Consider the following 22444-nt stretch of genomic DNA (forward strand, 5'->3'; position numbering starts at 1 on the left):
GGCTTCCCCGGCGTGGGTGTCCTCACAGGCCATCCGGTGTGCCGAGGCCGGTCAGGGCGCCCACCGGGTCGAGGTCCGGGGTGCCGCGGGGCCACCAGTCTTCCTGGCCGGGCTCCGACTCGTAGGCGTACCACAGCCCGTCGTGGCCCAGGCGGAGCTGGACGTGGCCGCGCGGGTGGGTGAGGCGGTTGCGCCACGGTCGGAACGCCGGGAGGTCGGCGGCGAGCAGCAGCGGGCGGGCCCGGTCGAAGCGGCCGGCCGGCGGATCCCACGGCTCCTCCAGGACGGCCAGCCCCTCCAGGCCGCCCTGCCGCCAGGCCGCGACGGCCCGCGCGAGGTCGGCCGGGGTACGGCCGACGGCGTCGGCGAGCGTGGCGTAGAGCGTGCGGGTCGCCGCGGTGAGTCCGGAACCGGGGCGGGCCGCGGCGAGCCGCACCGCGTCCTGCCACAGGGTCAGTTCGCCGACCGGGTCACGTCCGGTGCCGAGCAGCGCGTGGGCGCGGGCGGCGGCGTCGGTCGCCAGCTGGTCCAGCGCGAACGGGTCCGGTCCGCCGGGCGCCGACGGATACACCGGAGGCTGCTCGGGGTGCGCAGGCACCGGCAACGGCGGGGGCAGCGGCGGGAGCGGGCGGGGCGCCAGGGCCTCGGTGGCGCGGACGCCGGGCAGCGTCTGTGGCTGCCTCTCCTGTGCGGCGCGGGCGGCACGGGCCGCGCTGCGCCGGGACAGCGCGTCGAGCAGTTCCTTCTCGCCCCGGCCGCGGAGCAGGAGCAGCACGAACGGGTCGGCGTCGAGCAGACGCGCCGTCTGGTAGCAGAGGGCGGCGGCGTGCTTGCACGGGTGGCCGGAGTCCGGGCAGCTGCAACGGGGAGCGAGGTCACCGGGACCGGGCAGCAGCGGGACACCGCAGTCGGCGAGGGTGTGGGGCAGCTCCTTGTCGAGCAGCGCCGCGATGTGGCCCGGACGGTCTGCCGCCGCGTCCAGGAACCGCTCCCAGTCCTCGTCCGCCAGCGTTCGCACCCGCACCTGCACACGGTACGGACGGGGCCGGCTCCCGCGCACGTACGCCAGCACGAGTCCCGGGGTGACGGTGATCGCGTCCACATGCCCCTGGTCCGCGTAACCCCGGCCGCGCACCAGCCGCTTCGCATCCAACGCGCCCCGCTCCAGCGCCTCCACCCAGGCGTTGCCCCACCAGGTGGCCGCGAAGGCGGTGACCTCGGCGGCTTCGACGACGGCCTCGCGGGGCGTGAACGCCGGGAAGGTGCGGCGGAGTTCGGTGTCGCGGTGAGGGGTGGCCATGGTGGGGGGCACGTGGGACGCCGGCACGGCACCGGTGGGAGCCGAGCGGGCCGCGGAACGCGCCGGGGGTGCCGGGCGCACGGAGCCCGCGGTCCGGGGAGGGGGCGAGGGTGACGCCGGTGACGCGGGCGACGCCTGTGACGCCGGTGACCCCGGTGACCCCGGTGACGCGGAGGTGGACGCACCGGTCGAGGGTTCGGAGGACTGGTGCGTGGAGGCGTGCAGCCTGGGCATGGGCGCGGGGGCTGGAAGGGCGGGCGCCGGGGCGAGGGGTGCGGACGACGTGGCGGCCCCCGGAGCCGAAGCAGCGGACCAGTCCTCGGCGACCGCGGGCCCCGGACCGAAGGGTGCGGACGACGTGTTGGCCCCCGGAGCCGAAGGAGCGGAGTAGTCCTCGGACGCCGCCGGCGCCGGGGTGCCGTCGGTGACTGCGGCCGGCTCGTCGCCGGGGTTCTCCTGCTCCTCGGGCGATTCCGCCCAGGTGGGCATGCGGAAGGCGTTCGCCAGGAAGTGCCGCATGTCCTGTGCGGCCTTGCTCCTTGCAGTCCCGGTCTCCTGCCCGCGTGACGACGCGGTAGCGGACCCGGAGGGCCCGGGCCGCGCCGGCACGCGCCGCTCGCGCCGAGGCTCCGCCGCCTCCGCGCGCAGCGCTTCCCGCCGGGCCGCGCGGAGTGCGTCGCGGGCAACGTCACCGGGACGCCCGGGGCGGCCGCCGACAGCACCTTCCGGCACCCGAGCCGAGCCGCGCGCCGCCCCAACCGCACCCTCAGGCACCCCAGCCGCACCTCGCGCCGCCCGAGCCGCACCCCGTGCCACCCCAGCCGCACCCTCGGGCACCCCAGCCGCGCCCCGCGCCGCCGTAACCGCGCCCTCCTCCGCGCGAGCCTCACCCTGTACCGCTGCAGCCGCGCCGTCCGCCGCCCCTGCCGCGCCAGCCGCCGGCCCAGCCGCACCCCCCGCCGTCCGGCCCTCGCCCTCGCGCTCCGCGCCCTCGCGCTCTGCGTCCGCGCGCTCCCGTGCCGCCCGCAGGGCACGGCGGGCGGCATCCGCCGGGCCGGGGCCGTCGGGGGCTGTCATGGGGTCCTCCGCAGGGAGACGAGGTCGGACAGCTCGCGGTCCGTCAGTTCGGTGAGGGCTGCCTCGCCGGAGCCGAGGATGGCATCGGCCAGGGCGCGCTTGGCGGCGAGCATGTCGGCGATGCGGTCCTCGACCGTGCCCTCGGTGACGAGCCGGTGGACCTGGACGGGCTGGGTCTGGCCGATGCGGTAGGCGCGGTCGGTGGCCTGTTCCTCGACGGCCGGGTTCCACCAGCGGTCGAAGTGGATCACGTGACCCGCGCGGGTGAGGTTCAGGCCGGTGCCGGCGGCCTTCAGGGAGAGGACGAGGACCGGGGTCTCGCCGTTCTGGAAGCGGTCGACCATGCGCTCGCGCTCCGGTACGGGCGTACCGCCGTGCAGAAGGTCCACGGGGATCGCCCGGGCGGACAGGTGGGCGGTGAGGAGGCGGGCCATGCCGACGTACTGGGTGAAGACGAGCGCAGAGCCGTCCTCGGCGAGCAAGGTGTCCAGCAATTCGTCCAGGAGGGCGAGTTTGCCGGAACGTGCCGCGAGCCGGTCGGCGTGCGCGTCCTCCTTCAGGTACAGCGCCGGGTGGTCGCAGATCTGCTTGAGGGCGCCCAGCAGTTTCAGGACCAGGCCGCGCCGGGCGATGCCCTCGGCCGTCTCGATGGCCAGCATCGATTCGCGCACCACCGCCTCGTACAGCGCGGCCTGTTCCCGGGTGAGCGGCACCGGGTGGTCGGTCTCGGTCTTGGGCGGCAGCTCCGGGACGATGCCGGGGTCGGACTTCTTGCGGCGCAGGAGGAACGGCCGGACCAGGCGGGACAGGCGCTCCACGGCTTCCGCGTCCTCGCCGTTCTCCACCGCGCGGGCGTGCCGGGCGCGGAAGGACTTGAGCGGGCCGAGGAGTCCGGGCGTGGTCCAGTCGAGCAGGGCCCACAGTTCGGAGAGGTTGTTCTCCACCGGGGTGCCGGTGAGCGCCACGCGCGCGGGTGCCGGGATGGTGCGCAGCGCCTTGGCGGTGGCCGAGTAGGGGTTCTTCACGTGCTGGGCCTCGTCGGCGACGACCATGCCCCAGGGCTGCTCGGCGAGACGGGAAGCGGTGGACCGCATGGTGCCGTAGGTGGTGAGGACGAATCCGCCGTCGAGGCCGTCCAGGGTGCGGTCGGGTCCGTGGAAGCGGCGGACGGGAATGCCGGGCGCGAACCGGGAGATCTCCCGCTGCCAGTTGCCGAGGAGGGACGCCGGGCAGACCACGAGGGTCGGCTCGGGGCGGGCCCGCTTCAGGTGCAGGGCGATGAGCGTGATCGTCTTGCCGAGGCCCATGTCGTCGGCGAGGCAGCCGCCGAGGCCGAGGGAGGTCATCAGATCGAGCCAGGCCAGGCCGCGCAGCTGGTAGTCGCGGAGGGTGGCGTCAAGGCCGGCGGGCGGGTCGGCGGGCCGAAGGCCCGCGGTGAGGCGGTCGCGGAGGGCGGCCAGCGCGCCGACGGGGACGACGTCGACTGTCTCGCCCTCGACCTCGGCCTCGCCGGTGAGCGCCACGGACAGCGCGTCGACCGGGTCGAGCAGGCCCAGCTCGCGCTTGCGGGCCTTGCGGACCAGGGCGGGGTCGACCAGCACCCAGCGGTCCCGGAGCCGTACGACCGGGCGGTGGGCCTCGGCGAGGCTGTCCATCTCGGCCTCGCTGAGCGGATCACCGCCGAGCGCCAGCTGCCAGCGGAACCGGAGCAGGTCCTCGCTCTCGAAGAATCCGGTGCCGTCGGTCGCCGAGCCGGGTGCCGGGCGGACCACTGCGGCCGCGGTCAGGTCGCGGGCCAGGTCCCGGGGCCAGTGCACGGCGACGCCGGCGGCGGCCAGCCGGCTCGCCGCGACGCCGAGCAGCTCGCCCAGCTCCTCCTCGGACAGGGCGAGGACGTCGGGCACGTCCTGGTCGGCGAGCCGGTCCAGCGGCGCCCACACCCGGGCCGCGCGGCGGACGGCGAGGGCCGCGTCGACCCGCGCGCGGGATCCGAACGCCGTGTCGGCGTCGCCGGCCCACAGGGCTGCCGCGTCGGCCACCAGCGTGGGGTCGGCGAGGCTGTGGACCTGCACGATCGCCGCCCCGGCGGCGCGCATGCCCTCCCGGGCACCGGCGTCGAAGACGTCGTACGAGGACAGGTCCAGGCGGAGCGAGATCCGTACGCCCGCGTCCATGCCGGCGGCGACCTCGGCCGCCCACTCGTGGGCGTCGGGCAGGGTCTGGGGCTCGCGGGCGGCGAACGGCCGGCCGACGGTGCAGGGGGCCGCGGGCGTGCGCGGCAGGGTGTCGGCGACCGCGTCCAGGAAGGAGCGGACCAGGGCTTCGGGCTCGGGCAGCCGGAGCGCGCCCGGGCCCGGGAGGGGTACGGCGTGGCCCTCGGGCGGCAGGGCGGCGGCGATCGCGCGGAGGTGGGCGATGTCGTCCGGCTCCAGCGGTCCGGCCCGCCAGGCGTCGTGACCGGCCGGGGTCAGGCCCGGCAGCAGCCGGCCCCGGGCGGCGAGCCGCAGTGCGTGCAGAGCCGCGGCGCCCCAGCAGGCGGTTGCCGGGTGGGCGGCCGGGTCCCGGCGGGCGCGGACCAGCAGGGGCAGGGCCTCGGCGAGCGGCAGGGTCAGGGCGGGCACGTGCCGCCGGCGCACTCCGGCTCCGTGGCGTCGTACGACCGTCAGCTCCTCCGCGTCGCCTCCGGCCTCGGCGGGCAGCGGGCCGCCGTCGGGGTCCCAGAAGGCGAGGCGGCCCTCGCGCGGCAGGGGTGCGGGCAGGTAGACGGACGCGAGGCGCACCGGCACCGGGTGCCCGGTCGCGGTCTCCCGGGGGCCGTGCGTGCGCTCGGCCACCGCAGCCGTGCCGCTCATACGTCCTGCCACCTCCCGCCCGTGCATCGGATCAGACGTCTCCGACTCTACGGGCGGGGTCTGACAATCGGCTCCGAGGCCCGGGCGGGGGCCCTTCCGTGGGGGCGGTTCCCTGCGGTGTTCCTCCGGCGGCGTCGGCTAAGGCGCAGGCGGTGACCTCCGACGACGCCGGCTCAGGCGGTGACCCTCCGACGACGCCGACTCAGGCCGTGACCCTCCGACCGCGCCCGCTCAGGGTGCGCTTGGCCAGGTGCGCCTGGTCAAGTGCGCCTGGTCAGATGCGCCTGGTCAGGGGACCGTGCGGGAGACGACGAACACCAGGGGACGCTCCGGCTCGGACAGATTCACGACGACGTCCTGGGTGGGCGCGGGGTTCTTCTGCGCGTGGGTCAGGCCCCACCAGGGGCCGGGTCCGGTGAAGGTCCAGCCGCTGACCTTCTGGTCGCGTTCGCTGACCGTGATGTCGTCCTTCTTCAGCTGGTCCCGGCGGACGCCCATGGCCTCCAGGAAGCTGTCCAGGCCGGCGGGGTTGGTGCGGAACTGCACGTACAGGCGGCTGGTCTTCCAGTTGTTGGTCTCGTAGTAGGCGATGTCGTCGGCCGGGTGCGGGACAGTCACCTGGTAGAGGCGGCGCTGCACCTTCGACGGCCAGCCGGGGGTGAGGCCGGTCGCCGAGTACTTCGCCTCCTTGTCCTTGCCGCTGTTGCGGCTCTGGTTCGCGGAGATCACCAGGTAGCCGGCCGGAACGCCGATGAGCAGGACGATGATCAGCAGGGTGAGCGCCCTGCGCCTTGCCTTGTGGCGCGGGTCCTCGGCGGACCGGCGCGGCTCGTCCGGCGGGGTGGTCTGGCGGGGCAGCGACGCGGTCATGCGGTGTCCCGGTCTCGGCGGGCCTGGGCGTACCGCTCGTAGCGCTCGTACCGCTCCACCCGGCGGCGCTTGGCCCGGCGGAACCGCCGGGCGACCAGCCTGGCCAGGTCGGCGGCGCCCACCATGCCGGCCTCGGGGCCGAGCTGGGCGCGGGTGATACGGGCCTCGGGGCGGTAGCCGCGTCCGGTGAGGTGGCGCTTGAAGGCGTCCCGGGCGGGGCCGATGAGCAGGTCGTCGGCGGCGCTGACGCCTCCGCCGATGACGAAGCAGGAGGGGTCGAGGGCGGCGGCGAGGTTGGCGATGCCGACGCCGAGCCACTGGCCGATGTCCTGGAGCAGCTCCACGCACATCGCGTCGCCCTCGCGGGCCAGCTCGGTGATCATCGGGCCGGTGATGTCGCCGATGTTGCCCTTGACGTGCTCGATGATGCCGTACGCGACCGGCGAGTCGGCGGCGGCCAGCTCGCGCGCCTCGCGGACCAGCGCGTTGCCGGAGCTGTACTGCTCCCAGCAGCCGCGGTTGCCGCACGGGCAGCGGTGGCCGCCGGGCACGACCTGCATGTGGCCGAACTCGCCGGCGACCCCGAACTTGCCGCGCTTGACCTGGCCGTCCTCCAGGATGGCGCCACCGATGCCGGTACCGAGGGTGATCATGACGAGGTGGTCCTCGCCGCGCCCGGCGCCGAAGCGCCACTCGGCCCAGGCGGCGGTGTTGGCGTCGTTGTCCACCAGGACCGGTACGGAGAGCCGGCCGGCGAGGCGGTCGCGCAGCGGCTCGTTGCGCCAGGACAGGTGGGGGGCGAACAGCACACGGTTGCGGTCGGCGTCGACCCAGCCGGCGGCGCCGATGCCGACCGCGTGCACGTCGTGCCGGTCGGACAGGTCCAGGACCAGTTCGACGATGGTGTCCTCGACGACCTTGGGGCTCTTGGACTTGTCCGGGGTCTCCGCGCGGAGCTTCTCCAGGATGTTGCCGTCGGCGTCCACGACGCCCGCCATGACCTTGGTGCCGCCGATGTCGATGCCGACCGTCGGCACCCGGGGTGCGGTCAGGTGGGATCGGCGTTCCCTGGTGCCGACCGTACGGAGCACAGGGGCTCGGCGGGAGCCGATGGGGGCGGTGAGGTCGCGGTAGGTGCTCATCGTTGGTCGATTCTGCCTCACCGTGGGGGTGGGTGTTGTGCAGGGCGGGGGGCGGGAGCGCGCCACCGGGGCGGGGCGCGGGTCCGCCGTGGGTGGTCGCGCCCCCTGGGCGGAACCACCCGTCGGCACTGACCCGCGCCCCTCAGTTCCTGTGCAGTTCGTGGCGCAGGGCGTCCAGGTCGGATCCGCCCGCCATCTGCTGGGTCAGCTCGTCGAGGGTGATCTCGTCGCGTGTGTAGCTGCCCACCATCGTGCCCCTCCTCAGGAGCACGAAGCGGTCGCCCACCAAGTACGCGTGATGCGGGTTGTGGGTGATCAAGACAACACCCAGGCCCTCGTCCCGTGCCGCGGCCACATATTTGAGGACCACACCGGACTGCTTCACCCCCAGTGCCGCCGTCGGCTCGTCCAGGACCAGGACCTTCGCGCCGAAGTGGACCGCGCGGGCGATCGCCACGCACTGGCGTTCCCCTCCGGAGAGGGTGCCGATCGGCTGGTCGACGTCCCGCAGGTCGATGCCCATGCGGAGCAGCGCCTCACGGGTGGTGCGGCGCATGAGACCGGTGTCCAGGCGCTTGAAGGGGCCGACGCCCCTACGGGGCTCGGAGCCCAGGAAGAAGTTGCGCCAGACCGGCATCAGGGGGACGACGGCGAGGTCCTGGTAGACCGTGGCGATGCCCCGGTCCAGGGCGTCGCGTGGCGAGGTGAGGCGGGTCTCCTCGCCCTCGATGCGCAGGGTGCCGCCATCGTGCTGGTGCAGGCCCGCGATCATCTTGATCAGGGTCGACTTGCCCGCGCCGTTGTCGCCGAGGACGCAGGTGATGTCGCCCGCGCCGACCTCCAGGGAGACGCCTTCCAGGGCGCGGACGTTGCCGTAGTGCTTGCTGACGTCGGTCAGCTCGACGAGAGTCACTTGGTGGCCTCCGCGCGCTTGCGGACCCAGGCGTTGAGCAGGGTCGCGAGGAGCAGCATCGCTCCGAGGAAGAACTTGAACCAGTCGGGGTTCCACTCGGCGAAGACGATGCCCTTGCTGGTCATGCCGAACAGGAGCGCACCGACGGCCGAGCCCACGGCGCTGCCGTGGCCACCGGTGATCAGGCAGCCTCCGATGACGGCCGCGATGATGTAGATCAGCTCGTTGCCGACGCCCTCACCGGACTGGACGGCGTCGAAGGAGAAGAGCAGGTGCTGGCCGGCGATCCAGGCGCCGAACGCGACGCCCGTGTAGAGACCGATCTTGGTCTTCGCGACCGGGACGCCGACCGCGCGGGCGGCCTCCTCGTTGCCGCCGACGGCGAAGATCCAGTTGCCGGTGCGGGTGCGCAGCAGGATCCAGGAGGCGAGGGCGACCAGGCCGAGCCACCACAGGATGGTGACCTTGACGGCGACGCCGCCGACGGTGAACGTCGAGGCGAAGACGGCGTGGGCGCTGGAGAAGCCCTCCATGTCGCCGATGGTCTTGGTGGAGACCGTGCCGTCGATCAGCTTGGTGAGGCCGAGGTTCATGCCGGTCAGCATCAGGAAGGTGCCCAGCGTGATGATGAAGCTGGGCAGCTTCGTGCGGGTGAGCAGGAAGCCGTTGAAGGCACCGATCGCGAGCGTGACCAGCAGGGACACGCCCACGCCGACCCAGGTGTTCGCCGTCATCTGGTAGCTGAACATCGAGGAGACCAGCGCGGACGACGTCACCAGGACGCCCGCGGACAGGTCGAACTCTCCGCCGATCATCAGCAGGGCCACGGGTACGGCCATGATGCCGATGGTCGAGGAGGCGTACAGGACCGTGCTGAGGCTGGAGGCGCGCAGGAAGCCGTCGGCGGCGACGGCGAAGAAGACAAAAACGGCAAGAGCGCCGACGACGGAGCCCAGCTCGGGGCGCGCGAGCAGCCTCCGCAGCGGCGAGGTCCGCAGGAGCCTTTCATCCACCGCTGCGGCCGCCGTCTCGTCGCCGGTGTGTCCCACGGTGGCGGTCATCGCGTGCCCCGCTCGGTGTACGCCGCCAGCGCGGACGCCTGGTCCTTGGTGATGATCTGCGGACCGGTCAGAACCGGCTCGCCGCCGCCGAGGACGTCGGCGTTGTACTTGTACAGCCACAGCAGGTCGACGGCCTGGTAGCCCTGGAGGTACGGCTGCTGGTCCACGGCGAAGCCGAGGGTGCCGCTCTTCAGCGAGGCCGCGACCTCGGCGTTGAGGTCGAAGGTGTCGATCTCCGCCTTGCTGCCCGCGTCCGTCTTCGCCTTCACGGCGGTGTCGGCGTAGGGCGCGCCGAGGGTGACGACGGAGTCGATGGACTTGTCGGCCTGGAGCTTGGCCTCGATCGCGGACTGCACGTCGGGCATGCTGGTGCCGTTGACGTAGAGCTTGCGCACACTGCCGTGGAAGGTCTCGGCGACGCCGTCACAGCGCTGCTCGTGGCCGACGTTGCCCTGCTCGTGCAGGACGCACAGGGCCTTCTTCCGGCCGCGCTTGTCCAGTTCGTCGCCGACGGCCCGGCCGGCGATGGTCTCGTCCTGGCCGATGTGGGCGAGGGCGCCGAAGGCCTTGGACTCCTCGGAGCCGGAGTTCACCGTGATCACGGGGATGCCGGCCTTCTCGGCGCGGGCCACGGCGGCCTTCATGGCGTCCGGCTTGGCGAGGGTGACGATGATGCCGTCGACCTTCTTGTCGACGGCCGCGTCCACCAGCTGGGCCTGCTGCTGGGCCTCGTCGTCGTGCGAGTACAGGAACTTGATGTTGTCCTTGCGGGCGGCCTGTTCGGCGCCGCTCTGCACGATGTCCCAGAAGGTGTCGCCGTCCCCCGAGTGGGTGATCATCGCGACGGTCCAGCGCGGGGTGTCCACTGCCGCCCTGCCCTGGGCCGCGGCTGCCTTGCGGGCGTCCTCCGCCCGCTTGCCGCCGGTGCTGCTGCAGGCCGCCAGGGACACGGAGAGTGCCCCCGCCAGCGCTATGCCTACCCAGGTCCGAAACCGTGCCACGAGGCCGTGCCCTTCTTGCTGTTCCTGTGTTCCGACGTGCGTGAGGGGCGGGCGACCTCACCGTCGGTGCGTCCCGGCGGCGACCTCACCAGCCCCAAACGCTTCAGTATCGAACACAGGGAACAACCATGACACGGCCGGGCACCGCAGACCGGTCGCATTGTCCGGACATTGCGACGAAGCCCGGGGAGCGCGTCAGGGACGGACGAGCAGCTGGAACTCGAAGGAGTAGCGGCTCGGGCGATAGGTGTGGTCGCCGAACTCGACCGCCCGGCCGGTGTCGTCGAAGGTGGTGCGCTGCATGGTGAGCAGCGGGGCACCCTCGGCCTCGGCGAGCCGCTCGGCCTCGCCGGCGGTGGCACCGCGGGCGCCGATGGACTGACGGGCGCTGTGCAGGGTGATACCGGCGGACCGCATGAGCCGGTACAGGCCGGTGGCCTCCAACTGCTCGGTGTCCAGGTCGAGCAGGCCCGGCGGCAGATGGTTGATCAGGTATGCCATCGGCTCCCCGTGGGCGAGCCGGAGCCGCTCGATGCGGTGGACGTCGCCGCCCTCCGTGACGCCGAGCGCGGCGGCGACCGCGGCAGAGGCCGGCACGACCGTGTTGACCAGCACCTTGGTCGCTGGACGCTGACCGGCCGCCTCCAGGTCGTCGTAGAGGCTGCTCAGCTCCAGCGGGCGCTTGACCTGGCTGTGCACGACCTGCGTTCCCACGCCCCGCCGCCGGACGAGGAGACCTTTGTCGACGAGGGACTGGATGGCCTGGCGGACGGTCGGACGGGACAGGCCGAGCCGCGCGGCCAGCTCGATCTCGTTGCCCAGCAGGCTGCCCGGGGTGAGGCTGCCGTGCTCGATGGCGGCCTCCAGCTGCTGGGAGAGCTGGAAGTACAGCGGCACCGGGGAGCTACGGTCCACACGGAGGTCGAGCGACACGGTCGGGTCCACATCTGGTTTCGGCACGGGCCCGAGCGTAGCCCCGTGCCCGGTTGACGGGAAGTTGTGTAGTCCGGTTGTCCGGACATACACATTGACAGCGTACGGGGTCCGCCGTCACTTTGTTTCCATGCGCATCGGGGTCATCGGTACGGGCCGCATCGGCACCCTCCACGCGAGAACGCTCAGCCGCCATCGCGAGGTCGGATCCCTGATCCTGACGGACGCGGATCCGGTGCGTGCGCAGGAGCTGGCCCACCGGCTGGGCGAGACGGCGGCGCCGGGCGTGGACGAGATCTTCAAGTGGGGCGTGGACGCGGTGGTGATCACCACGGCGACGGCGGCCCACGCCGAACTGATCGGTCGGGCGGCCCGCTCGGGCCTGCCGGTCTTCTGCGAGAAGCCGATCGCCCTCGATCTGCCGGGCACGCTGCATGCGCTCGCCGAGGTGGAGACCGCCGGGACGGTGCTGCAGATGGGTTTCCAGCGGCGGTTCGACGCCGGGTACGCCGGCGCCCGGGAGGCCGTGCGCACGGGCCGGCTCGGCCGGCTGCACACCGTACGCGCCATGACCTGCGACCAGTCCCCGCCGCCTGCGGAATGGCTGCCGCTGTCCGGCGGCCTGTTCCGGGACACGCTGATCCACGACTTCGACGTACTGCGCTGGGTGACCGGCCGTGAGGTGACCGACGTGTACGCCACCGGCTCCGACGCCGGTCCCGCGATGTTCCGCGAGGCCGGCGACGTCGACACGGGCGCGGCGCTGCTCACGCTGGCCGACGGCACCCTGGCCACGGCCACGGCGACCCGGCTGAACGGTGCCGGTTACGACGTGCGCATGGAGCTGGCCGGGGAGAAGGACACCGTGGTGGTGGGCCTGGACGACCGTACGCCCCTTGCGTCCACCGAGCCGACCGGGCCGCCGCCGGCCGACAAGCCCTGGCCGGGGTTCCTGGAGCGGTTCGGGCCCGCCTACACGGCCGAACTCAACGCCTTCGTCGAGGTGGTGCGCGGCGAGCGCGCCAACCCCTGCGACGGCCGGGAGGCGTTGCAGGCACTGCGCATCGCCGAGGCCTGCGAGATCTCCCGCCGGGAACGGCGCCCGGTGGCCCTGGCCGAGGTCCGGGACCGGGAGCCGCCCTCGCACGGCTGAGCGGCGGCCGCAGCCGACGTGGCGCGGCCGCCGCCCGCGGTCACCAGCGCACCGGCAGGCTTCTCACCCCTCGCATGAGCAGGCCGGGCAGCCATTCCCCGGGCGGGCCGTCCAGGGCCAGGCCGGGGGCTCGCTGCAGCAGGGTGCCGATGGCGATGCTGCCCTCCAGGCGGGCCAGGGGCGCGCCGAGGCAGTAGTGGATGCCGTGGCCGAAGGCGAGGTGGCCCTGGGTGTCGCGGCGGATGTCGAAGCGGTCGGGGTCGTCGAAGCGCGTGCCGTCGCGCTGGGCGGCGGTGAGGCCGATCAGCACGTCCTCGCCCTGCCCGATCCTGACGCCCGCGATCTCCAGTGGTTCGGCGGCGAACCGGAAGGTGGCGTTCTCGACCGGGCCCTGCCAGCGCAGCATCTCCTCCACCGCGCCGTCGAGAAGCGTCATGTCGGCGCGCAGGGCGGCCAGTTGGCCGGGGTGGGTGAGCAGGGCGAGCACACCGTTGCCGATGAGGTTGACCGTGGTCTCGTGGCCGGCGACGAGCAGGAGGAAGGCCATGCCGCGCAGTTCCTGGGCGGAGAGCCGGTCGCCGTCGTCGGCGGTGGTGCGGATCAGGTCGCTGAGCAGATCCTCCGTGGTGCCGAGGCGGCGCTTGTCCTCGATCAGCTCGGTGAGGTACTCGGACATGCGGACGACCGCGGCATGCTCGGCGTCCGGGTCGGTGGGTGCCACCACCTCGGTGGAGATCTTCCGGAACTCCGTGCGGTCCATCTCGGGGACGCCGAGCAGTTCGCAGATGACCGTGATGGGCAGCGGGTAGGCCAGGGACTCGACGAGGTCGGCGCGGCCGTGCGGCAGCATCTCGTCGAGCAGTTCGTCGGTGATCTGCTGGATCCTCGGGCGCAGCCGCTCGACCCGGCGCATGGTGAACGCGCGCGTGACGAGGCTGCGCAGGCGGCCGTGCTGAGACCCGTCGACGGCGAGCAGGTGCTTGCCGACCAGTTGCTCCTCCAGCGGCACGACACCGATCTCGGTGCCGTCCTTGGCCAGTCGGGGGTCGGCCAGGGCGGCCCGGGCCTCCTCGTACCCCACGACGATCCAGGTCTCCCAGTCGCCGCCCGGAGTGGCCAGCCGGACCCGGTGGACGGGGCCCTGTTCCCGCAGTCGCGCGTACACCGGATGCGGGTCACGGCGGAGTGCGTCGCCCAGCTCCGTCAGATCGATCACTCGTTCCATGTCCTCCCCTAACGGACCCCCGAGGCCGCCGGACCGAGCCCGGTACTCCGACAACGCTCCCAGCGGCTCGTCAGTGCCCGTCGTCCCCGGCGTCTTTCAGCCATCCCGCGTCGTACGCGAGGAGGGCGATCTGTACGCGGTTGTCGAGGCCGAGCTTGGCGAGGATGCGCGACACATGGGTCTTGACGGTGGCCACGCTCATGAAGAGTTCGGCGGCGACACCGGCGTTGGCGAGGCCGCGGCCGACGGCGACGGCGACCTCCCGCTCGCGGTCGTTGAGCACCGCGAGCCGTTCACGCGCGCGTGCGTGCCGGGTGTCGGCGGCGGCGCCGGCCGCGTGCTGCATCAACTGCCGGGTGACGGCCGGCGACAGCACCGGGTCGCCCGCGGCGACCCGGCGGACGGCGTCCACGATCTCCGCGGGCGGGGTGTCCTTGAGCACGAAACCGGCGGCACCTGCGCGCAGGGCGTGCAGCACCTGTTCGTCGGCGTGGAAGGTGGTGAGTACCACGACCTGCGGGGCGCCGGGGCGCGCACGGAGCCGCTCGGTGGCCGTGAGCCCGTCCACCACCGGCATACGGATGTCCACCAGGACGACGTCCGGCCGGGTGCGGCGCGCCAGTTCCTCGGCCTCCGCCCCGTCGGCGGCCTCGCCGACGATCTCGATGTCCTCGGCCCCGCCGACCATCAGCGCCAGGCCGGCGCGTACGAGGGGGTCGTCGTCCACGAGGAGGAGTCTGATCGGCGTCGCAGTCATGGGGCTACGTAATCATGGTTGCGACAGCCCGCGGCATCGCGGCTGCTTCCTGGTCCGGAACACCGTGCCGTGGCCGCGTGCACAGGCGCTGGGAGGCCGGCTGCCGCCGGGGGCAGGGCGCGGAGCGGCGCGCGCCGCCTTCTCGCGGCAGCGGGCGGGTCAGCTCCACGGCAGCCACGCCCGTACCTCGAACCCGCCGTCCGGATGCGAGCCGTGCTCCAGGTGTCCGCCCGCCAGTGTGGCCCGTTCCGTGAGCCCGATCAGGCCCTGGCCGGAGCCGGGGACCGGCGGTACGTCTGCGGGCGGGGCGGGGTTGGCGACGGTGATCGTCAGGCCGTCGCCGGGCGCGCCGGTGAGCCGGACCGTGACCTCGGTGCCGGGGGCGTGCTTGCGGGCGTTGGTGAGGGCCTCCTGGGCGATGCGGTAGGCGGTGCGGCCCACGGAGGCGGGGACGGCGGCCGGGTCGGCGACACGGTGGTCGAGGGCGACCTTCATGCCTGCCTCGCGGGACTCGGCGACGAGGGCGTCCAGTGCGGCCAACGTCGGCTGGGGACGCCCGCCGGACGGCTCGTCGGCCTCGCCGGCCCGCAGAACGCCGATGATCTCCCTGAGATCCTGCAGTGCCTCGTGGGCGCTCTCCCGGATCACCCCGGCGGCCCGGGCGACCTCCTCGCGGGGCGCGTCCGGCCGGAACTCCAGTGCACCCGCGTGCACGCTCAGCAGGGTGAGCCGGTGGGCCAGCACGTCGTGCATCTCCCGGGCGATGGCCTCGCGGGCCAGCCGCTGCGCCTGCTCGGCGCGCAGCCTCGCCTCGGTCTCCGCCCGGCGGGCCCGGTCCCGCAGGCTGAGCGTCAGCATCCGCTTCGAGCGGACGAACATGCCCCAGCTGACGACCGTCACGGTGAGCAGCAAGGTGAACGCGACGACCCCGGCGTACGGCAGGTCGGGGTCGGGCCGCAGCCAGTAGAAGAGCGGCACCAGGGCGAGGTCGGCGCCGCCGATCCAGGCCACGTACCGGAAGGGCCGGTGGACGGCAAGCGTGAACAGCGCGACCATCGCCGCGCCGCCCGAGGTGTTGGACAGCAGCCCGACCGGGATCATCGCGACCGCGAGCCCGACCGGCCACCGGCGGCGCAGCCAGACCGCCGCGCAGGAGACGGCGCCCAGCGTCTGGTCGAGGACGGCGACGGGGTGCGGCAGACCCGTTTCGTCGCGCAGGGACCGGGCTGCCGCCAGGCCGAGGAGGACGGCCAGCAGGAAGCAGGAGAAGTCGACGACCCAGTCGCGCGCCGTGCGCCTCGGCCGCCGGCCGCGGGCCCCCGCGTCCGGGTCCGGCTCGTGGATCAGGGCGGAGGGGAACAGCCACCGGCGGACGGCGAACTCGTGCGGCGCGCGCACCGGCTCCTCGTTGCTCACGGTCGGCAAATGTACGCAACGTCCGCGGCGCTCCGCCGCCCGCGGACGGGATCACCGACCAAAGTCGCGGCACGGTGGACTTTCGGTGCAGCCGTACCGGCGCAGGACCGCCTTGTGGCGGCCGGGGTCTCACCCCACGGCCGATGTATGGGGGGTGGCCGCGGGGCGAGGATCGTGCCGTGAAACAGGTATGGGAACTTCTCGGACTCTTCGCCTTGGTGCAGGGCGTGATGGGCCTGGTGCACGAGTTCACCGACTGGCACGTGGGTCTCGTGCAGAGGCTCGGTTTCCTGGACGGCTACGGGGTCTACGCGAGCGTCGCGCTCGTGGTGCTCGCGTGCGCCCTGTTCGCCGCCGCGGAGAGCCGGGGGTCAGGCTGAGCGCGGACCGGACCCCCGGCCGGACGCACCATTCCTCAGGTCGGGCGGGCCCTCAGCAGGCGTAGTCGACCAGGTCGAACGAGGCGTAGTGGTCGGAGGTGTAGTAGTCCTCCTCGTTCTCCGCACCCGTGACGATGCGCCGGGCTCCGCGGGTGGAGGAGCCGGGGGTCTTCACCGTGTACTCGTGGTAGTAGCCGGTTTGCTGCTGGGGCAGGACACCCTCCCGGTTCTGGAAGACGCTGCCGTCCTGCGAGTAGGGGAAGGGGCCGCCCTGGTCGATCAGGCGCAGCGTGGTGTAGGCCTGCGAGGGCAGGTCGCCGTAGCAGATGCTGCCGACCGACGCGGTCGCGGCGTCCGCCGTGGTGGCGGAGACCGTGCCGCCCACGAGCAGGGCGGACAGAAGTGCGGCTGCTGCGCCGATGCGTGTGGCGCGTGGGGGGAATCTCATACGTTCATGATGACGCGCGTAGACGTTGGCATGTCAACGACAAAGTTGAAGAGTTTCCCATCAAGACCCGTGAATTTTCGGTGAGTTAACTTTCCGTAAGTTCGAACGTCCCGTACTCGGGGCTGCCCGCCGGTTCGTACGTCCGGATGGAGACGCCGGTGCCGGTGACGCGGCCGGCCCGGTGCGTGAAGCGGGTGGGGACGGCGCCGTCCGCGAACAGGCGGCGGCCCGCGCCCAGTACGACCGGGAAGGTCAGCAGGTGCAGGGTGTCGAGGAGACGCAGGTCGATCAGGGAGCGGACCAGGGCGCCGCTGCCGTGGACCTGCAGTTCGCCGTCCGTGCGCTCCTTCAGCGCCGTGACCTCCTTGGCGAGGTCGCCCGCGACGACGGTGGTGCCGGACCAGCCGGGTGCCCGGAGGGTCGAGGAGACGACGTGCTTCGGGAGGGCGTTGAGCGGGCCGGCGACCGGGTGGGCGGGGTCGGTCACCTTGGGCCAGTACGCAGCGAAGATCTCGTACGTACGGCGGCCGAGCAGGAACCCGCCCGCGCGGCCGAAGACCTCGGTGACGAACCCGCCGAAGTCCTCGTCGTCGAACGCGAAGCTCCAGCCGCCCTGGGTGAAGCCGTCGCGGGTGTCCTCCTCGGGGCCGCCGGGTGCCTGGTAGACGCCGTCGAGAGTGACGAAGAGGGTGGAAACGAGCTTGCCCATGGCGGGTGCCTTCTTCCGGGTGCGGGGTCGGCCGTCACCAGCTCAGACCCCGCGTCCGCCCGCAACTCATCGGTTCAGCCGGAGTGCGTCGAGAACAGTCCGCCGGTCGGGCCCTGCTTGTCGCCGCCCTGGGCCTTCTTCAGGGCGTTGGCGAGGCTCTCGATCGTGAGGGACTGCAGGATCACCCGGCCGTTGCCCTCCAGGGTGGCCAGGGACAGGCCCTCGCCGCCGAACACGGCGTTCATGATCCCCTGCCGGTTGAGGCCGCCGACGCGCTGGACGCCGTACTGGATGCCCTCCTCGAAAGCGACCACACAACCGGTGTCGACCTCGATGCGGCCGCCGAAGTCCGCCGGGTTCAGGTCGATGAAGTTGCCCGCGCCGGCGATGATCACCGTGCCGTGCCCGGTGAACTTCTCCAGGATGAAGCCCTCGCCGCCGCTCATGCCCGTACGGCCGCCCTGGAAGGCGATGCCGAAGTCGACGGTGGACTCGGCGGCCACGAAGGCGTCCTTCTCGGCGAACCACGCGCGCGTGCCGTCGAGCTCCAGGGCGCGCATCTCGCCGGGCAGCACGCCGGCGAAGCCGACCGTGCCCTCGCCGCCCTGGGCGCTGAAGTACTGGAAGGCGAGCGACTCGCCGGCGAGCATGCGCTGGCCGACCTGCATCGCGGTGCCCATGGCCTGGCGCAGCATGCCGCCCATGCCGCCGCCGGAGCCGCTCTGCTGCTGTCCGCCGCCCCCGGACGGGCCGGACAGTCGCGTCTCCATGGTCACGTTCGTGGTCTTGAACAGGAACTTCCCGGCTTCGCAGTACACGGTCTGGCCGGGGCGCAGGTTGACGACCGCCATCTGCATGGCGTTGCCGACGATCTCTTGCTGAAGGGTCACGTGGGAGACAACGCGGGAGGTGGACGGAAGAGTTCCGGACCGGTGGGACGGGGGTCCGTGCGGGTGCCGCGTGGGGCGCCCCGGTGCTGTCCTGCCGGGGCGCCCCACGCGCGCGTGCGGGCGTGGATCAGCCGCCCAGCTCCTGGTGGCGGGCGGCGAGGCCGCTCGCGCCCTGCTCGGTCAGGGAGCCGAACAGGCGCAGGCGGGAGATGCCGCCGTCGGGGAAGATGTCGATCCGCGCGTGCGTGCCGACCGCCGGCTCGGGCAGGACGAAGCGGTGGTTGGTGTCGGGCTGCATGCGCGTGCGCGGGAGGATCTCGGTCCACTCGCCGTCCTCGCCGTCCTTGACGGAGACCGAGGCCCAGCCGGCGCTGTTGCCCTTCAGGTAGGCGGTGTCGATCTCGATCGCCCGTATCCGGGACTGGGCGGCGAGCCGGTAGCGGATCCAGTCGTTGCCCTGGTCACGGCGGCGGCGGGTCTCCCAGCCGTCGTCCATCTTGCGGGAGCGGCCCGGCTGGATGGTGTTGGTGGCCGGGGAGTAGAAGAGGTTGGAGGCGTCCTCGGCCTGGCCGCCGTTCTCCAGCGCGACCACGTCGAAGGTGCCCAGCACCGCGAGCCACTGCGGGTCCGGGACGACCTCGCCGTGGACCCGCAGGCGGGCGATGCCGCCGTCGGGGTGCTGGTTGATCCGCAGGTGGGTGAAGCGCTGCTCGGCGGTGACCTCGAAGCCGTTCGCCGCGTGGCCGCCGACCGCGGTGCGCGGGACGAGGGTCGTCCACTTCACGTCGTCGCCCAGCAGCTCCTGCGGGGACGGGGAGCCGGGTACGGACGCGCCCTCGACCGAGACGGCCTGCGGGTAGTTGCCGCGGAAGTGAGCGGTGTCGACGACGATCCCGCGGATCACGCCGGGCGCGCCGAGCCGGACCAGCGCCCAGTCGTGGTCCTCGGCGGTCGGCCAGGGGTGCTCGGCGGAGGCGCCGCGCCGGCGGCGGGTCTCCCAGCCGTCCATGATCTTGCCCTTGTGCCCGAAGTGCTCGGGGTCGAACTCGGCCGGCTCGGGGACCAGCAGGTTCTCCCGCTGGGCGAAGAACTCGTCGTTGGCGGCGATGACACCGGCGCCGAGCTGCCGGTCGGCGAGGTTGGCGTACTGGGTGAAGGGGAAGTCGGCGGTGCGGTAGTCCGCGTACGGGTCGCCGCCTCCGTAGGGGTTCGCATCGCCGGTGAAGCTGGGTATCGCCGTCACGGTGATCAGGGGGTCCTTTCTGGAGTCGGCCGGGTGGAGTGCGGGGTGGGTCATCGGCGGCGGGTGAGCAGGGCGCCCTTCGGCTCGGTGAACTCGCCGTCGGCGACGATGCGTTCGCCGCGCAGCCAGGTGGACTTGACGACGCCGTACAGGGTCTTGCCGGCGTACGCGGTGACCCGGTTGCGGTGCTGCAGACCGGCCGGGTCGACGGTGAAGGTCTCGTCAGGGGCGAGGACGGCGAAGTCGGCGTCGCGGCCGGCCTCGATGGCGCCCTTCTGCCCCAGGCCGACCAGGGCGGCGGTCTGCGTGGACATCCAGCGGACCACGTCCTCCAGGCCGTGGCCGCGCCTGCGGGCCTCGGTCCACACCGCCGACAGGCTCAGCTGGAGCCCGGAGATGCCGCCCCACGCGGTGGCGAAGTCGGCGGTCTTGAGGTCGGCGGTGGAGGGCGAGTGGTCGGTCACCACGCAGTCGACGGTGCCGTCGGCGAGGGCCTCCCACAGGAGGTCCTGGTTGGCGGACTCGCGGATCGGCGGGCAGCACTTGAACTCGCTGGCGCCGTCCGGGACCTCCTCGGCGGTCAGGGTGAGGTAGTGCGGGCAGGTCTCCACGGTGATCCGGACGCCCTCGGCGCGCGCGGCGCGGATCAGCGGCAGCGCGTCACTGGAGGAGAGGTGCAGCACGTGCACGCGGGCGCCCAGCCGCCGGGCCTGCGCGATCAGATTGGCGATGGCGGTGTCCTCGGCGTCGCGCGGGCGGGAGGCGAGGAAGTCGGCGTACCTGGGTCCGCCGTGCTGGGGCGCGGCGGCCAGGTGGTGCGGGTCCTCGGCGTGCACGATCAGCAGCCCGTCGAAGCCGGCGGTCTCCGCCAGGGACTGGGCGAGCTGGTCCTGGTCGAGGTGCGGGAACTCGTCGACGCCGGACGGGGACAGGAACGCCTTGAAGCCGAAGACTCCGGCGTCGTGCAGCGGCCGCAGGTCCTTGACGTTGTCGGGCAGGGCGCCGCCCCAGAAGCCGACGTCGATGTGCGCCTTGTCCCGGGCCACGTCCTGCTTGCTGCGCAGGTTCTCGACCGTGGTGGTCGGCGGCAGGGAGTTGAGGGGCATGTCGATCAGGGTGGTGATGCCGCCGGCCGCCGCCGCGCGCGTGGCGGTCCAGAAGCCCTCCCACTCGGTGCGGCCCGGGTCGTTGACGTGCACGTGGGTGTCGACCAGGCCGGGCAGCAGGACGTGGTCGCCGACGTCCTCGAGCCGGGCCGTGGCCGGAACCTCGGCGTCGTACGGCAGGACGGCCGTGATCTTGCCGGCGGAGACGGTGACCGTGGCGGCCCGCGTCCCTTCCGGTGTGATGACGCGCGTCGAGCGCAGGACCAGTTCAGCGTCGGACACCCGAACCCCTCTCTGTACCGCCGTTTTACGCCCAGGAAACGGGATTTACACCTACGAAACGGATTTCAACGTTCTGTTGAAGGAGTCTTCACTCCCGCTCCCCCGCCGTCAAGAGGCACACTTCCGGGCAGCGCCCAGGCGGCATTTACTCTGGACGTTTCCACAAAGCGGAATTACAATTCCAGCAGGCAGAACGTAGCTACGTACAAGCAGGGAGTCAACCGACTGCCGGGTAGGCTGCTTCCCTCCTGCCAGCCCCGAAAGGAACGCGCCGTGCCGACGTCCAGCGCCAGCACCAACGACTCCGCCAAGCCCTCCGCCGCCGGCGGGGTGCAGTCCCTGGAGCGCGCCTTCGACCTGCTCGAGCGGATGGCGGACGCGGGCGGCGAGGTCGGCCTGAGCGAACTGTCCGCGGCCAGCGGGCTGCCGCTGCCCACCATCCACCGGCTGATGCGCACCCTGGTCGCCTGCGGCTACGTACGGCAGCAGGCCAACCGGCGGTACGCGCTCGGGCCCCGGCTGATCCGGCTCGGCGAGTCGGCCTCCCGGCTGCTCGGCACCTGGGCCCGGCCGTATCTGGCGCGGCTGGTCGAGGAGACCGGCGAGACGGCCAACATGGCGCTGCTCGACGGGGACGAGATCGTCTACGTCGCACAGGTGCCGTCCAAGCACTCGATGCGAATGTTCACCGAGGTGGGCCGCCGGGTGCTGCCGCACTCGACCGGCGTGGGCAAGGCACTGCTGGCCGGCGTACCGGACGACGAGGTACGGGCCCTGCTGTCGCGCACGGGCATGCCGGCCGCCACCGAGAAGACCATCACCACGCCCGACGGCTTCCTGGCGGCGCTGGAGGACGTACGGCGGACGGGGTACGCCGTCGACGACAACGAGCAGGAGATCGGCGTGCGGTGCCTCGCGGTGTCCGTGCCCGACTCCCCCACCGCGGCTGCCATCTCCATCTCCGGGCCGGCGGGACGGGTCACGGAGGCGGCGACGGACAAGATCGTGCCGGTGCTCCAGCAGATCGCCGGCGAACTCTCGGCCGCTCTGGTCAGCCAGAGCGCGGGGTGACCGCTGCGCGGTGCCGGCCCGGCCGGTCCACCGACCCCCTGGAGGAGTCCGACCGGCTCCCGGACCGGGGCCACCCGGACTCGTTCCGCCAGGGCCACCCGGACTCGTTCCGCCAGGGCCACCCGGACTCGTTCCGCCAGGGCCACCCGGACTCGTTCCGCCGGGGCCACCGGGACTTGCTCCCCGGCTGACGCCTGATCCGCGCCCAGGAGGGTCCGGCGCGGTCGCCCGGGGACGGCCGGCCCGATCCGGACGGCACCCCCTAGGCCCGCGGCGGCTCGCCGAAGAGGTCCACGGCGTCGCGCACCTGCGACAGCCCCCGTGCCAGCGCGCTCATCGAGCCGATCGCGCCGGCGATCAGCAACAGGGAGCTGCGCAGGCGCGGGATCTCCGGCAGGCCTCCGGCGGCCATCGCGGCCAGGGCCGCCAGTTCGTCCTCGGCTATCGCCCGGTCGGGGAAGTCCGCCGGTAACGCGGCGAGTTCGCGGCGCAGCCGGGACACCGCGGTACACAGTTCCGCCACCCTCGGATCCTTGTCGCTGCCGGTCACTGGCCTCTGCCCCAAGCTCCGCAACACAGCCCTCCCCCAGGCACGCCGTCGTGCGCGGGCCAGTA

20 protein-coding genes are annotated in these 22444 nt (G+C 72.9%); 3 read left to right on the plus strand and 17 right to left on the minus strand.

All coding sequences use genetic code 11. From position 1 onward, the window contains the following. Window positions 1-22 precede the first annotated feature (22 nt). From ACZ4SF_RS12915 to ACZ4SF_RS12950, 8 genes are all read right to left on the minus strand, one after another. Complete coding sequence (locus ACZ4SF_RS12915; protein WP_468382248.1) at window positions 23-2377, minus strand: SWIM zinc finger family protein; 2355 nt, start codon at window positions 2375-2377, stop codon at window positions 23-25. Beyond that, window positions 2374-5229: a DEAD/DEAH box helicase gene (locus tag ACZ4SF_RS12920; protein WP_468382251.1), complete on the minus strand. Its 2856-nt coding sequence runs from the start codon at window positions 5227-5229 to the stop codon at window positions 2374-2376. Before ACZ4SF_RS12920 ends, ACZ4SF_RS12915 begins: the two co-directional genes overlap by 4 nt. 288 nt (window positions 5230-5517) lie before the next feature. After that, complete coding sequence (locus ACZ4SF_RS12925; RefSeq protein WP_468382254.1) at window positions 5518-6099, minus strand: sugar kinase; 582 nt, start codon at window positions 6097-6099, stop codon at window positions 5518-5520. Then, window positions 6096-7241 (minus strand): ROK family glucokinase, encoded by a 1146-nt coding sequence (locus ACZ4SF_RS12930; protein WP_468382257.1) that lies wholly within the window; start codon window positions 7239-7241, stop codon window positions 6096-6098. Before ACZ4SF_RS12930 ends, ACZ4SF_RS12925 begins: the two co-directional genes overlap by 4 nt. A 142-nt stretch (window positions 7242-7383) precedes the next feature. After that, entirely contained in the window at window positions 7384-8154 is a 771-nt protein-coding gene (locus ACZ4SF_RS12935) for an ATP-binding cassette domain-containing protein (RefSeq protein WP_468382260.1), read from the minus strand. Continuing rightward, window positions 8151-9215: an ABC transporter permease gene (locus ACZ4SF_RS12940; protein WP_468382262.1), complete on the minus strand. Its 1065-nt coding sequence runs from the start codon at window positions 9213-9215 to the stop codon at window positions 8151-8153. The genes ACZ4SF_RS12935 and ACZ4SF_RS12940 overlap by 4 nt, the downstream gene beginning before the upstream one ends. Next, complete coding sequence (locus ACZ4SF_RS12945) at window positions 9212-10216, minus strand: sugar ABC transporter substrate-binding protein (protein ID WP_468382265.1); 1005 nt, start codon at window positions 10214-10216, stop codon at window positions 9212-9214. Before ACZ4SF_RS12945 ends, ACZ4SF_RS12940 begins: the two co-directional genes overlap by 4 nt. A gap of 195 nt (window positions 10217-10411) precedes the next feature. Continuing rightward, complete coding sequence (locus ACZ4SF_RS12950) at window positions 10412-11149, minus strand: GntR family transcriptional regulator (protein ID WP_468382529.1); 738 nt, start codon at window positions 11147-11149, stop codon at window positions 10412-10414. A 130-nt stretch (window positions 11150-11279) separates the two neighbouring features. On the opposite strand from ACZ4SF_RS12950, the gene ACZ4SF_RS12955 reads away from it, so the two are divergent. Then, window positions 11280-12302, plus strand: coding sequence for a Gfo/Idh/MocA family protein (locus ACZ4SF_RS12955; protein WP_468382267.1), 1023 nt, complete (start codon window positions 11280-11282; stop codon window positions 12300-12302). A gap of 40 nt (window positions 12303-12342) precedes the next feature. Here ACZ4SF_RS12955 and ACZ4SF_RS12960 read toward each other — a convergent pair whose 3' ends face one another. The 3 genes from ACZ4SF_RS12960 to ACZ4SF_RS12970 form a co-directional block, all read right to left on the minus strand. Then, entirely contained in the window at window positions 12343-13527 is a 1185-nt protein-coding gene (locus ACZ4SF_RS12960; protein ID WP_468382271.1) for a cytochrome P450 family protein, read from the minus strand. 70 nt (window positions 13528-13597) lie between these two features. Then, the gene (locus tag ACZ4SF_RS12965) at window positions 13598-14284 is read right to left on the minus strand and encodes a response regulator (RefSeq protein WP_468382274.1); all 687 of its coding nucleotides are present in this window, start codon (window positions 14282-14284) and stop codon (window positions 13598-13600) included. A gap of 159 nt (window positions 14285-14443) precedes the next feature. Then, complete coding sequence (locus tag ACZ4SF_RS12970; RefSeq protein ID WP_468382277.1) at window positions 14444-15700, minus strand: sensor histidine kinase; 1257 nt, start codon at window positions 15698-15700, stop codon at window positions 14444-14446. 179 nt (window positions 15701-15879) lie between these two features. On the opposite strand from ACZ4SF_RS12970, the gene ACZ4SF_RS12975 reads away from it, so the two are divergent. Then, window positions 15880-16080: a hypothetical protein gene (locus tag ACZ4SF_RS12975; protein WP_468382281.1), complete on the plus strand. Its 201-nt coding sequence runs from the start codon at window positions 15880-15882 to the stop codon at window positions 16078-16080. 52 nt (window positions 16081-16132) lie between these two features. Here the strand turns inward: ACZ4SF_RS12975 and ACZ4SF_RS12980 are convergent, their stop codons facing one another. The 5 genes from ACZ4SF_RS12980 to allB all read right to left on the minus strand — a co-directional run bounded on the left by ACZ4SF_RS12980 (window position 16133) and on the right by allB (window position 20758). Beyond that, window positions 16133-16528 carry a guanyl-specific ribonuclease gene (locus ACZ4SF_RS12980; protein ID WP_468382284.1) on the minus strand — a complete coding sequence of 132 codons (396 nt, stop codon included), beginning with the start codon at window positions 16526-16528 and terminating at the stop codon, window positions 16133-16135. 85 nt (window positions 16529-16613) lie between these two features. Continuing rightward, on the minus strand, window positions 16614-17237 hold the full coding sequence (locus tag ACZ4SF_RS12985; protein ID WP_468382287.1) for a dihydrofolate reductase family protein: 624 nt from the start codon (window positions 17235-17237) through the stop codon (window positions 16614-16616). A 74-nt stretch (window positions 17238-17311) separates the two neighbouring features. Further along, window positions 17312-18127 (minus strand): AIM24 family protein, encoded by an 816-nt coding sequence (locus ACZ4SF_RS12990; protein ID WP_468382290.1) that lies wholly within the window; start codon window positions 18125-18127, stop codon window positions 17312-17314. 127 nt (window positions 18128-18254) lie between these two features. After that, window positions 18255-19370 carry an allantoicase gene (gene alc / locus ACZ4SF_RS12995; RefSeq protein WP_468382532.1) on the minus strand — a complete coding sequence of 372 codons (1116 nt, stop codon included), beginning with the start codon at window positions 19368-19370 and terminating at the stop codon, window positions 18255-18257. A 50-nt stretch (window positions 19371-19420) separates the two neighbouring features. Next, a complete protein-coding gene (gene allB, locus ACZ4SF_RS13000) occupies window positions 19421-20758 on the minus strand; it encodes an allantoinase AllB (RefSeq protein ID WP_468382293.1) in 1338 nt (445 codons plus the stop codon). 273 nt (window positions 20759-21031) lie between these two features. Between allB and ACZ4SF_RS13005 the strand changes: the two genes are divergently transcribed. After that, window positions 21032-21829: an IclR family transcriptional regulator gene (locus ACZ4SF_RS13005; protein WP_468382296.1), complete on the plus strand. Its 798-nt coding sequence runs from the start codon at window positions 21032-21034 to the stop codon at window positions 21827-21829. A gap of 262 nt (window positions 21830-22091) precedes the next feature. Here ACZ4SF_RS13005 and ACZ4SF_RS13010 read toward each other — a convergent pair whose 3' ends face one another. Continuing rightward, a complete protein-coding gene (locus ACZ4SF_RS13010; protein WP_468382299.1) occupies window positions 22092-22406 on the minus strand; it encodes a DUF5955 family protein in 315 nt (104 codons plus the stop codon). Window positions 22407-22444 lie beyond the last annotated feature (38 nt).

It is taken from the genome of Streptomyces sp. NPDC027663, assembly GCF_055566415.1.